Here is an 11528-nt window from a genome sequence, read left to right as displayed (position 1 = left end):
TCGCCCCACTAGCTTGGCGACGGCGTCCGCCAGACCGGCCGGCCAGAGTCCAGGGAGCAGCGATGCCGACGACCGCCACCACCAGCCGGCCGATCGCCGCCGTGCTCGGGCATCAGGAGCGCAAGGTGCTCCACGCGGTCGGCTGCGGCCTGAGGGACGACGAGATCGCCGCCGCCCTTGCCGTCTCCGAGGACGCCGTGACCGGACACCTCGCGCGGATCCTCGTGAAACTCGGGCTGCGCGACCGGGCCGCCGCCATCGTCCACGCCTTCGACTGCGGACTGGTCGCCCCTGGCCGCGGCCCCCGCACGCAGGTGGCCAGCCCGGTGCCGCGGAGCGCCGCCGGCCGGGCGGCCGGACGGAAGGTGCAGATCTCCGTGCTCGGACCGCTGCGGGCCTGGCAGGACGGGCGGTCCCTGGATCTGGGGCATCTGCGCCAGCAAGCCGTACTGGCGGCGCTGGCGCTGCACGGGGGGCGGACGGTCAGTCAGCAGGAACTGCTCGACGGGGTATGGGGGTCGGAGCCGCCGGTCACGAACGTGGTGCCGGTCCACATCTACCGGCTCCGCAAGACCCTGCGCATCGGGGACAGCCCGGACTCGGTGATCGAGCACGACCGGTGTGGCTACCGTCTGGTCTCCGGCGCGGTCGAAGTGGACCTGGCACGCATGGAGAACCTGGTCACCGACGCCGGGACGGCCCACCGGGCGGGCGACCCGACCGAGGCGGTCCGCCTCTGTTCCCGGGCGCTGGACCTGTTTCGCGGGGAGCTGCTGGCCGGTCTGCCCGGCCCGCTCGCCGAGCTGGAGCGGCTGCGGCTCGCCGAGCGCAGGATCGCCGTCGCACAGCGGAAGCTGGAGTGGCAGCTGCGGCTGGGCCAGTACTCCGAGGCGATCGCCGAGCTGTTCGCCTTGTCCGCGGAGCACCCCCTGAACGAGTGGGTGGCCGCGATGCTGATGCGTGCGCTGTACCGCAGCGGCCGACAGGCCGACGCGTTGGCCGTGTTCGACCGCACCCGTCGCCGCCTGGCCGACGACCTGGGGGTTCCTCCGAGCCGGATGCTGCGGCGGACGTGCCAGATGATTCTGCGCGGGGACGAGGCCGGCCTCGGCCTCACCGGAGCCACGCGGTGACCGGCCCGACACCGGGTAGGCGCGGCGCGGCCGCGAGCTGCTCGAAGGTGAACCGCCCGGTCAACGGCTGACCGGCCAGGGCTCGGTGCCCTGGCCGGCGTCGTCGCCCGGGCCTTCGACCGGGCCGGATCCGCGACCCTGATCAGGAGGCGAAGGCCCTCTCCAGCCGGGGGATCAGGTCCCGGAGATCCTGTTCCCAGCAGCCGCCGTTGTGGCCGCCGTTGCACTGGGTGCCCCAGGCGGAACCATCGCCGTAGTCGACGTAGTAGTAGGACATGCCCAGGGCGTCCATGCGGTCCTTGACGTGTTTGGACGCGCCTTCGAGCCAGAACTCGGCGTCGGTGGCGGAGCCGCGTCCGTTGCCCACGTAGATGGAGACCCCGACTCCGGCGAGCCTGTCCATGTGCTGTGACGGGTCGGCCGCGTTCCACCGCCAGTCCAAGTCGAACACCGGGTAGGGCGTACCGAACAGGGCGTCACTGTCCACGCCGGGCTTGTAGGGGTCGTTCGTGGGGTCGCAGGCACCGGATGACGAGCCGCAGATCACGCCCTGTGCGTCGATGAGGGAGGCGACGACGGCCAGCCGCAGGTCCATGGAGTCGGCCGACAGATCGATGTCTCCCGACAGGGACGCGGTCTGGCTGAACAGTTCGGGATGGTCCTGGGCGTAGTGGAAGGCCCCGAACCCGCCCATGGAGACACCGGCGATGGCCCTGGCCTTCTTGGTGGCGATGGTCCGCAGGTTCGCGTCGATGAACGGGATCACCTGCTTGAGGTGGAAGTTCTCCCAGTTCTGGGCTCCGAGCTGGGTTTTCTGGTTGAGCCAGTTGGCATACCAGCCCCGAACGCCGCCGTCCGGGATGACGGTGATCATCGAGTTCGAGGTGGTCAGCGCCGGATAGGTCTGCTGGACGGGGTCGTCGGGTGAACCGTGCAGGAAGTACAGCACCGGGTAGCGCCTGGCCGGGTCGTCGTCGTAGCCGCTCGGCAGGATGATCTTGATGTGGTGCTTGCCCGTGACCTCGGGTGTGGTCACGGTGATGGAGAAGTTGGTGGGACCGCCCACGGCCGTGTCGACCTGGGTCAGGCCGAACCCGTCCGCCATCCGCGGCGGCGACCCGGTGCCGCCGGCAGCCTGTGCCGTACCCGTTGTCGTGGCCAGTCCCACGATGGCGGCCACCAGGGCCACCACCACTCGCCACCGACTCGATGTCCTCGTCACGGTGTTCCCCCTCGTGAGTCCTGTCGTTGCGCGGCGCGGAACCTGTCGGGAGGCCGCGGGATCCCGGTGGAGGGGCACGCCGGAGACCCGTTGTCGGAGTTCCGGCGTGCCCGTACGTCGGCCTCAGTCCAGGACCTTGACCTCCAAGGCCGGTGAGGCCGCGATCTGGTCCTCGGTGAAGCGTTCGGTCACCCACCGGCCCGCCGAGAACAGCTTGGTCTGGTCGGCGTAGTGCGGCGAGTTCGGGTTGGCCGACTGGGAGTAGGCCAGCACCGAGGAGGCCTGTGGCGGGCCGTCGGCGGTGAACCGCACCTGCTGGATGAAACTGGACCCGAAGACGATGTCCAGCCTGCCGTCGACCATGCCGGGAGTGACCACGTTCAGCACGCCCAGTTCGTGGATCGACCCGTGGATCGGCATCTGCTCACCGTTGCGGGTGATCTTCTGGATGTCCGACAGCGGCGCGTTCAACGCGATGCCCGCGTTGCGCAGCGCGAGGACCGCCCGGCCGAACGCGTCGCGGACGGCGGAGCTTCCGGAGTCCAGCGAGTTGGGCGTGTGCACCGGGTCCTTGGGGTCGAAGGGCACCCGCCACGGCAGCTTCTCGATCGGCTGTCCATTGGTCAGGAAGGCCCAGTAGTTCTCGAACAGCCATGACCCCCGGCTGTCCGCGGTGTACTTGTGGTCCTTCCAGGCGGCCAGGATCGGGCAGGCCTCGCTCACGTTGACCAGGTTGCCGTCCACCAGAATCAGCCCGAAGGGGAGGCTCTGGCACATGCTCACCGTGGCGTTGAGGGCCAGGTCGGCCGCCCTGCTGTTGTCGGCGAACAGCAACTTCTGCATGGTCTCCGGTGTGAAACCCCTGCCCGGCAGGCCATCGGTGCCGTTGATCCGGTTCTGCGCGGTCAGGATCAACTCCTGGGTGCGCAGCGACCGGGGCGCCGCCGTGTCGCCCATCACCCTGGGGTAGGACAGCGGCTGCTCGGGGTTGGCCAGCCAGGCGCTGTCGTTGGCGTTGCCGACGAAGTCGGACCGGATCAGGCGTGGCTGCTTGTGCGGGTCCAGCAGTCCCGGCGCGACCGCGTTCGGGTCGTCGGGCCAGTCGCACTCGCTGCGTTTGCCGTCGAAGACGGAGATCGGCGGCACGTTGGACAGCCGCAGCCCCTGGTTGAACAGCAGCTGGCCGGTCAGGGTGAGGCACGACTGCGCGTGCGCGTCGGTGATGTTCGGGGTGGCCTGGATGTCCGCGTACAGCGCGTTGCCCTTGCGGTCGGAGGCGACGGTGTTGAAGAAGGGCACGCCCTGGGTGGTCTCCAGGGCGTTCACCACGTCGTTGACGTCCTTGGCCCGGTCGAGGTGGAACCAGGTGTTCAACGCCCGAAGGTTGTCCATGTTCACGTCGCGCACCGCGTGCGCGCTCACCACCCAGGGCAGCGGGACGCCCTGCATCGATGTGGTGATCGGGCCGTAGCGGGTGGACCACAACGTCCTGGTGACCCTGCCGGTGGAGCCGTCCTGGTTCAGCACGTCGACACCGACCTGCTGCGAGGTCATCTGCTGCCAGGCGCCGTCCACCAGGTAGTTGGTCGGGTGCAGCGGGTCCACCTGCACGTCGAACAGCCCGAACGGGGACACCGTGGCGACCGTGTGGCTCCAGGCGACGTCGTTGGTGTGCCCGATGTTCACCGCGGGGAGTCCGAGCAGGCTGGCCCCGGAGACATCGATCTTTCCCGGGATCGTCAGCTGGCTCTGCCACATCCGGTTCTTGCCCTGCCACGGGAAGTGCGGGTTGGCCAGCAACATGCCGGTGCCCCCGGACACGCCCTGCGAACCGACCGCCAGGGCGTTGCTGCCCATGCCGCCCAGTTGACGGGTGACGGCCATCGCGTCGCGGATCTTCGTCGCGGTCTCCTCGGCCGAGAGCGCCGGCGGCGGGGCGGCCGACGGGGCGGCGACCGACGCCCCCGGCGGTGCGGCGTTCACCTCGCCGTCCAGCAGCGGATCGGCGCTGCCCATGATGATCTCGGCGTGCGCGTGCCGGTAGACGTCCAGCTCCGTGATCGGCCGCACCCAGGCCGCGCCGCGGCAGGACGGGTCGGAGATGTTGTTCACGCCGGTCTCGGCCAGGTACCTGTTGTACCCCTGGACGTAGCCGCGGATGGCCTCTTTGACCTCCGGCTCCGGCCCGTTGGGGACGGGCTGGTCGATCAGCCGCTCCACCACCCGGTTGTCGTTGATCCGCTGGAAGTACAGGTCGCTGTTGAGATTGGTGGTGGTGTTCTGGTGCTCGCCAGGGCTCGCCTTGCCGTCGGCCCCCAGATAACGGGATCTCCGCGCATTGACCATCAGGTAGGTGTCGGCCAGGGTGCAGATGTTGTCCTTGGCCGCGGCGTATCCGTAACCCGCTCCCAGCCCCTCCCAGTTCGAGGCGATGATGTGCGGGATCCCGTACTCGGTGTAGCGGATCGTCGGTCTGTCCGGCCCCTGTCCGGCGGCCGGTGACCCGGTGGCCGCCACCGTGCTCATCAACGCCACCGCGGCCATGACCGCCATCGGCAGCCTCGCCTTGAGTCTCCTCCGTGCCATCGAACCGTCCTCCCCTGTTGGTCCGGGCGTCCGTCTGAACGCGGCCACGTTAGGGAGGACCGATGACATCCCGATGAAGAGGCCGCGCCCCGGGGCGCCGGAGCCGCCCGGTGATCTGCCGGACGGGTACGGTCCGTCCGGGACGCACTCCCACGTCGTCCCCGAGCCGGCACAGACAGATCACCACCTGCCGGTGGCCGGAGATGTTCCCGGCCACTGACAGGTGGTGATGGATTTCGGCTGCGGACTCAGCCGACGAGCGTTCCGTGACTACGCGGGATACCAGGCGCCGTTGTACCACTGCTCGTTGGCGCTGTCGTTGTGGTGATCCATGTTGAAGTCTTCGGGGTAGTTCCTGACGTGGTTGTTCGGGTAGGTCCAGATACCGGCGGACTCGTCGCAGACGTAGTCCCAGTGGCAGATCGTCTTGACCGGCACGTTGCCGAAGAACCTGTCGGCACCGGCGAGCGGAGCGCCGATGATGCCGCCGAACGGCACGGCTCCGCCATTGGCGCCGGGAGGACCCTGGCGCTTGGGGTCCGCGACGAGGATGGCGTTGACGTTGTCGAACGTCTGCCAGTTCTCGGTGACCCAGACGTGCACCACCCCGGCTCCCAAGGAGTACCCGGCCATCTTGACGTGCTGGCCCGGGCACGCGGCGCGTTGGTCGCGGACCAGCCGGTTGAGCTCGTTGACGCCGGCCCGCGTGCTCGCACCGTTGGGAATCTGGGTGGGATACCCGACGTGCTGCTGGATGTTGCCGTAGAAACCGTCGTTGTTCCACGAGCTGCCGGTGCCCCCGACAACGATCGTGTAGGTGCCCTCGCACGGAGCGGCCACACGTGCGGTGGCCCCCTGTGCCGTGGCCCCCTGTGCCGCTGTAAGCCCGACAGTCAGCAGGAGTCCGGCTGACGCGGCCGCGATCCTTCGTGCTCGCATTCGATCCTCCCCACGCAGTTGGCCCACGCGTCCGCTCTGCGATGCGAAACGCGGTCGGCCAAGGTCACCGGACGACAGTGGCAGCGGTCGATGACATCCCGATGAAGTCCGCCGTCCAGGTCGGCCACCCGGGAGCCAAGCCCGCGGCCCGAAACCTCCTACGGCACCCTGTCGGCCGAACGAGTGAATCCAGCGACGGCCGCGCGCGGCGCGACTCCCTCACACCCGGGTGCCCGCCGCCACCTCGAACCTGGCCGGCCCGCACCGCTCGACCTGGCTCTCGATGCTTGCGGCCGGGGTTCCGCCGCCCTGCCGACCGCCGTTCACGGCCTGCCGGAGGACGCGCCGGCCCGCACCTCGGCGGTCTTCGGAGGTGGCACCGACGGCCGTGGCCGTAACCCCGCCGGACCCGATCGGATGCGTGAACCGGGCACCGCGCGCAGCATGAGGGCATGAGTGAGCGCACACCCGTGCCGCCCTCGGCGACGACGCCCGATGCGGCGGCCGCCACGATCGGCTCGTTGAGCTTCACCGACGGGATCCCGGACCCCGGAACGGCGGACGGACTGCTCGACGCCCTCGTCCAGGAGCAGCCGGCAGATTCCGCGGGGAACACGTTCGAGCCCGACGTCTGCGACACCCCCACCGTCCGCTCCACCGCCGACCACACCCTCAAGCCCACCCACGACTCGGGCCGGCCCAGGCCGTTCCGGGACGGGAGATCAGAGCCATGAACCTCGCGGCCGACTACCCGCTGCTGAACGTCTTCTGGACCATGTGCTGGTTCTTCCTGTGGATCCTCTGGTTCATGCTGCTGTTCCGGATCCTCATCGACGTCTTCCACGACGACTCACTGAGCGGCTGGGCCAAGGCCGGCTGGGCCGTGTTCCTCATCCTGCTGCCCTTCCTGGGCGTCTTCATCTACCTCATCGCCCGCGGACGCGGCATGGGCGAGCGCGAGATGAGCAAGGCGCAGAAGAACGAGGAGCAGTTCCGCGCGTACGTGCGCGAGACCGCCACCTCGGGCCAGACCTCCACCGCCGATCAACTGGCCAAACTCACCGAGCTGCGCACCACCGGCCAGATCACGGACGAGGAGTTCGCCAAGGCCAAGGCCAAGATCCTCACCTGACCCCTCGACCTCACGGCCCCCTGCCGCCGACCCGCCCCCGGCCCGACCAGCGGGGGCGGCCGTGCACCCGCCGAGGTGCCGTGGCGGTGACCGAGGGCGCACGACTCCCAGGAGAACCACCAGGATGGCAACCGCGGCTCCGCAGAAGATCACCACGTTCCTGATGTTCGAGGGCCGGGCAGAGGAAGCGATCACGTACTACCTCTCGCTGTTCGACGACGCCGAGGTCATCGACATCACCCGCTACGGCCCCGACGGACCGGGGAAGGAGGGAACCGTTCGGCTCGCCACGTTCTCGCTCGCCGGGCAGCGGCTCATGTGCATCGACAGCTACGTGACGCACGACTTCGGCTTCACCCCGGCGATGTCGCTGTACGTGCAGTGCGAGAACGAGGCCGAGCTGGACCGCCTGTACGGGGCCCTCGCCGAACAGGGCTCGGAGCTCATGCCGTTGGGGTCCTACGGCTTCAGCGCCAGGTTCGGCTGGGTGAACGATCGTTTCGGCGTCTCCTGGCAGCTCAACCTGCCCGCGTAGGCGTGGCGTACGAGGTGGCATGACAGGCCCGGCCGGCCGGGCCGTCCGGTTCACTCGTCCGGGTGGCAATCCGTGTCCGACCGGTCACAACGGGCCGACCCCTCCTAGTGTTCGTCAGCGAACCTTCCTGTTGAGTTCGGATCGACGTCACCGGAGGAATCGAGTCAGATGCTCGACGAAATCGTCCGCGCCGCAATCCATCCCGCCATCGGGATCGCCCGGGTCGGGAACGCGCCGGCGGAGTACTTCATCGCGCCCGAAGTACCCGACCCCGAGCCGCAGGAGCCCGGTTTCTACAAGGACCCCGCCGGCGCGGTCAAACGCGAGGTGGCGCGTTTCCGGGTCTACGGGTACAACGCGACCGGTGAGGTCGTGGCCGAACTGACGGCCGACAACGCCGATATCCGGTGGACCGCCCACCTGGTGAACAAGAAGTCGGCGTGGTACCAGTTCCAGCTGGCGCTGGACATCCCGGACGCGTCCCTCGCCAGGGCGTCCGAGCTGCGCAACAAGGAGATCACCGGAGACCTCCGCAAGGACCTGGTGATCGACCCGGGCCCGCTCGGGATCAGCGGGAAGAACACCTCCGGCGCCGACTTCCACTTCCGTGACGGCAAGTTCATGGGGAAGGAGGTGTACCTCGGCGAGCTGCGGACCGACGAGGACGGCCGACTGCTGGTGTTCGGCGGTTTCGGCGCCTCCGCCCCCCACAACGGCAAGCCGGTGACCACCTACGCCAACAACGACGGCTGGCACGACGACATCGGCGACGGCCCGGTCACGGCCACGGTCTCCGTCGGAGGCCGTGAGCTGCCGGTGGACCCGGCCTGGGTGGTGGTCGGCCCGCCGAACTACGCCCCTGCCCAGAAGGGCATCCGCACCCTCTACGACCTGCTGTACGACGTCTTCGTCTGCAACGGTTCGCTTCCGTTCCCGGCGCGGGTCTCCTTCACCCGCGACATCGCACCGGTCCTGCAGCGCTTCTGCGACCACCAGTGGGTCAACCAGGGCTTCGCCGGCTCCTACGGGCACAACGGCACCGGCCCCTCCTTCACCCCCGAGCTGCTGGGCCGGCTCAGCGACCGGGCCACGACCCGCCGGGCACTGCGCCGCCAGGTGTTCAACGCGCTGCGCAACTTCGGCCGCGACGGCGCCTCACCCGTCCCCTGGCCGTGGCTGTACGGCGACGGAATGGCCATCCCGCCCCGCACCCAGCTGCAGCACATGGCGCTCTCCCCGACCCAGTACCGGATGTTCCAGTCCTGGGCCGACGGCGACTTCGACGACGACTGGACGACCCTCGGCGCCACACCGCCACCCCGCCGCCTCGCCGACTTCCCCCTCGCCGACCGGCCCGCCGCCCTCGACCGCGCCGCGTTGGACTTCTGCCTCGCCGACGCCTTCCACCCCGGCTGCGAGGTCACCTGGCCCATCCGCCACCCGTCGATGTACATGGCGCCGTTCCGCATCCGGCACCGCGCCCCCGACCAGCCCGAACCCTCGTACGGGACGGTCCTCACCCCCGAGGTCGCACTGTCCCCGAACGGGCCGCTGTACGCGCAGGGGCCGGGCGACCTGTCCCGCTGGATGGCCGTGCCGTGGCAGGCCGACACGGCCAGCTGCCGGTCCGGGTACGAGCTGTCGCTCGGCCCCGTCCACGACCCGTACCTGCCGACGTTCTGGCCCGCCCGGGTCCCCAACCACGTGCTCACCGAGGACGACTACCGGATCGTCGCCGACGAGAGCCTCCCGCTGACCGAGCGCACCGAGGCCTTCGAACGGCGGGCCGTGTGGCTGCGAGGGCTCCGCGGGCAGAACACCGAGCAGCTCAACCAGATGATCGACGACTGGTACCGGCTCGGCGTCATCGAAGTCCGCGCCGGTGCCAAGGACTTCCCCGACCGGATCCAGGTGGAGTCCCGGCCGTCGATCGACCTGGAGGGCGTGCCGCGCACCCAGAACCTCGTCACGCTGCACGTGCCCCAGGCCGCGGACCCGGCCATCGCGTCGGTCGCGATCAGCCAGGCGATCGCGGTCAGCGGCTACACCGCGGAGGAGGTCACGGCCGGCTTCATCGACAAGGTCGCGCCGTTCCGCGACGGCGTTTGACGGCCGAGCGGCACTCCGGCCGCGTCGGTCACTACGACGTGGTGGTCGCGGGCGGCGGCCCGGCCGGAGCGGCCGCCGCCCTGACCCTCGCCCGGGCGGGCCGCACCGTCCTGCTGGCCGACTCCGGAGGCGGAGCCCCCAAGATCGGGGAGGCCCTGCCGTCGTCGGCCCGCACCCTGCTGGACGAGCTGGGAGCGGGCCGACTGCCGCTCTCGGCCGGCCATCTGCCCTGCTACGCCAATCTCTCCTCCTGGGGAGCCTCCGTCCTCGGCCGCACCGACTTCATCAACGACCCCAACGGCCCCGGCTGGCACCTCGATCGCGCACGCTTCGACCGGGGTCTGCGGGAGGCCGCCCGTACGGCCGGTGCCGAGGTGGCGGAGCGCACCACGGTCCGCCCCGGAGCCAGGCAGCCCGACGGCGGTTGGTCGGTCGTGCTCCGAGGGCAGGGCGCCCCGCGGGAGGTACGGTGCGCCTGGCTGGTGGACGCCAGCGGCCGCAGCCACGCGATCGCCTCCTCGGCACGCGCCTCCCGTCGGCGGACGGACCGCCTGGTCGCCACCTGCCTGGAACTGGCACCGGACCCGACCGAGCGGACGGGCGAGACCTCCTCGCTGGTCGAATCCGATCAGGACGGCTGGTGGTACACCGCGCTGCTGCCCACGGGCCGCCGCCTGGTGGCCTACTTCACCGACGCCGACCTTGCCGCGCCGGCCCTGCGCAGCCGCGAAGGCTTCGGCCGGCTGCTGAGCCGGACCCGGCACGTCGCGGCCCGGGCCGAGGCGCACCCGGTGCTCGGAGACGCGCTGCCCAGGCGGGCCCCCGCCCACTCGGCCCACCTCGACCTGCCTTCCGGGAGCGGCTGGATCGCGGTCGGAGACGCGGCCGCCGCCTTCGACCCGGTCTCCTCCCAGGGGATCCTCACCGCCCTGTTCACCGGTATGACGGGAGCCCGCGCGCTCGTCGCCCGCCTCGACGGTGACACCGCCGCCCTCGCGTCGTACCACACGACCGTGGCCGGGATCCTCACCGCTTACCGACGTAACCACCGCGCGGTGTACGCGCTGGAGGACCGCTGGCAGAGCCGGCCCTTCTGGCAGCGCCGCCGCACTCCGCACCCGCACGACACCCTTCGGAAGGAATCCGTATGACCACCCGGCACGACCACGATCACGAGGACCCCTCCGTCCACTCCTTCATCCTGTCCGGTCGGGACGCGATCTTCGGCTACCACCTGGCCATGTTCGGTATGGCCGAGCACCGCTACCAGGTCGTGCTCAAGTACGACCTGCCCACGGACATCGCCGACATCTACCTCAAGGACCGGGCGGACCACCCCGCGAGCTGGCATGCCGTCCGCAACACGCAGGACATGCTGCTGCCGCCGATCGGCGACGGTTCCGTCACCGAGTACCCGGCCCGGCTCGACCGGGTCACCCAGACCGGCAACGGCGAGGACCGCGTCTGGGAACCCATCTCGGGCGGGTTCACCGCACGGATCGAGCGGGTGCTGACCTTCCGCCGGTTCAGCGACGAGCCGTTCCCCGCGCACCTCACCTACCTGCTCTACGGCCACGGCGAGGAGGCCCACATCGCCCACCGCCTCGTCCAGCGACCGCACTTCGAGCAGATCTTCACCCTCCGCCGGGTGCCCGACGGCGTCACCCAGGACGATCTGGCCAACGCCTTCGAGGTGACGATCCCCGCGGTCCCGGACAACGGCCACGACGGCGCGCCGTGGACCACCAGGCCGCTTCCCGAGTCCGGCTACGAAGCCCTGCTCCACCGCGGCAGGGCGGCCGCCGTCCCGATCACCCTGTCCCTCGGCGACGAGCGCTGGTGGAACATCACCACCCTCAACGCCTGAGCAAC

The 11528-nt window shown here is 70.1% G+C and carries 10 protein-coding genes; 7 read left to right on the top strand and 3 right to left on the bottom strand.

Translation table 11 applies throughout. From position 1 onward, the window contains the following. Positions 1-62: 62 nt before the first annotated feature. Complete coding sequence (locus OG871_RS32960; RefSeq protein WP_371501811.1) at positions 63-1133, top strand: BTAD domain-containing putative transcriptional regulator; 1071 nt, start codon at positions 63-65, stop codon at positions 1131-1133. Positions 1134-1275: 142 nt separating this feature from the next. Here the strand turns inward: OG871_RS32960 and OG871_RS32955 are convergent, their stop codons facing one another. The 3 genes from OG871_RS32955 to OG871_RS32945 all read right to left on the bottom strand — a co-directional run bounded on the left by OG871_RS32955 (position 1276) and on the right by OG871_RS32945 (position 5880). After that, the gene (locus OG871_RS32955; RefSeq protein ID WP_371501810.1) at positions 1276-2355 is read right to left on the bottom strand and encodes an alpha/beta hydrolase; all 1080 of its coding nucleotides are present in this window, start codon (positions 2353-2355) and stop codon (positions 1276-1278) included. 123 nt (positions 2356-2478) lie between these two features. Further along, the gene (locus tag OG871_RS32950) at positions 2479-4941 is read right to left on the bottom strand and encodes a penicillin acylase family protein (RefSeq protein ID WP_371501809.1); all 2463 of its coding nucleotides are present in this window, start codon (positions 4939-4941) and stop codon (positions 2479-2481) included. Positions 4942-5211: 270 nt separating this feature from the next. Further along, on the bottom strand, positions 5212-5880 hold the full coding sequence (locus OG871_RS32945) for a cutinase family protein (RefSeq protein ID WP_371501807.1): 669 nt from the start codon (positions 5878-5880) through the stop codon (positions 5212-5214). A 452-nt stretch (positions 5881-6332) separates the two neighbouring features. On the opposite strand from OG871_RS32945, the gene OG871_RS32940 reads away from it, so the two are divergent. The 6 genes from OG871_RS32940 to OG871_RS32915 all read left to right on the top strand — a co-directional run bounded on the left by OG871_RS32940 (position 6333) and on the right by OG871_RS32915 (position 11523). Continuing rightward, entirely contained in the window at positions 6333-6614 is a 282-nt protein-coding gene (locus tag OG871_RS32940; protein ID WP_371501806.1) for a hypothetical protein, read from the top strand. After that, positions 6611-7012, top strand: a complete 402-nt coding sequence (locus OG871_RS32935; protein ID WP_371501805.1) for a PLDc N-terminal domain-containing protein — start codon at positions 6611-6613, stop codon at positions 7010-7012. The genes OG871_RS32940 and OG871_RS32935 overlap by 4 nt, the downstream gene beginning before the upstream one ends. 124 nt (positions 7013-7136) lie before the next feature. Then, positions 7137-7547, top strand: coding sequence for a VOC family protein (locus tag OG871_RS32930; RefSeq protein WP_371501803.1), 411 nt, complete (start codon positions 7137-7139; stop codon positions 7545-7547). Positions 7548-7715: 168 nt separating this feature from the next. Further along, positions 7716-9656, top strand: coding sequence for a LodA/GoxA family CTQ-dependent oxidase (locus tag OG871_RS32925; RefSeq protein WP_371501802.1), 1941 nt, complete (start codon positions 7716-7718; stop codon positions 9654-9656). After that, positions 9653-10807, top strand: a complete 1155-nt coding sequence (locus tag OG871_RS32920; protein ID WP_371501800.1) for an NAD(P)/FAD-dependent oxidoreductase — start codon at positions 9653-9655, stop codon at positions 10805-10807. The genes OG871_RS32925 and OG871_RS32920 overlap by 4 nt, the downstream gene beginning before the upstream one ends. Beyond that, a complete protein-coding gene (locus tag OG871_RS32915) occupies positions 10804-11523 on the top strand; it encodes a hypothetical protein (protein WP_371501799.1) in 720 nt (239 codons plus the stop codon). The genes OG871_RS32920 and OG871_RS32915 overlap by 4 nt, the downstream gene beginning before the upstream one ends. Positions 11524-11528 lie beyond the last annotated feature (5 nt).

The organism is Kitasatospora sp. NBC_00374, from assembly GCF_041434935.1.
GTDB lineage: Bacteria > Actinomycetota > Actinomycetes > Streptomycetales > Streptomycetaceae > Kitasatospora.
Note: the sequence above shows the minus strand (reverse complement) of the source record. Positions and strands in the feature narration are given on the sequence as shown.

Bases quoted from the DNA above. Each gene is read 5' to 3' on its own strand.
- OG871_RS32960 (WP_371501811.1), top strand. From the start codon at position 63: ATGCCGACGACCGCCACCACCAGCCGGCCGATCGCCGCCGTGCTCGGG.
- OG871_RS32950 (WP_371501809.1), bottom strand. From the start codon at position 4,941: ATGGCACGGAGGAGACTCAAGGCGAGGCTGCCGATGGCGGTCATGGCC.
- OG871_RS32945 (WP_371501807.1), bottom strand. From the start codon at position 5,880: ATGCGAGCACGAAGGATCGCGGCCGCGTCAGCCGGACTCCTGCTGACT.
- OG871_RS32940 (WP_371501806.1), top strand. From the start codon at position 6,333: ATGAGTGAGCGCACACCCGTGCCGCCCTCGGCGACGACGCCCGATGCG.
- OG871_RS32935 (WP_371501805.1), top strand. From the start codon at position 6,611: ATGAACCTCGCGGCCGACTACCCGCTGCTGAACGTCTTCTGGACCATG.
- OG871_RS32930 (WP_371501803.1), top strand. From the start codon at position 7,137: ATGGCAACCGCGGCTCCGCAGAAGATCACCACGTTCCTGATGTTCGAG.
- OG871_RS32925 (WP_371501802.1), top strand. From the start codon at position 7,716: ATGCTCGACGAAATCGTCCGCGCCGCAATCCATCCCGCCATCGGGATC.
- OG871_RS32915 (WP_371501799.1), top strand. From the start codon at position 10,804: ATGACCACCCGGCACGACCACGATCACGAGGACCCCTCCGTCCACTCC.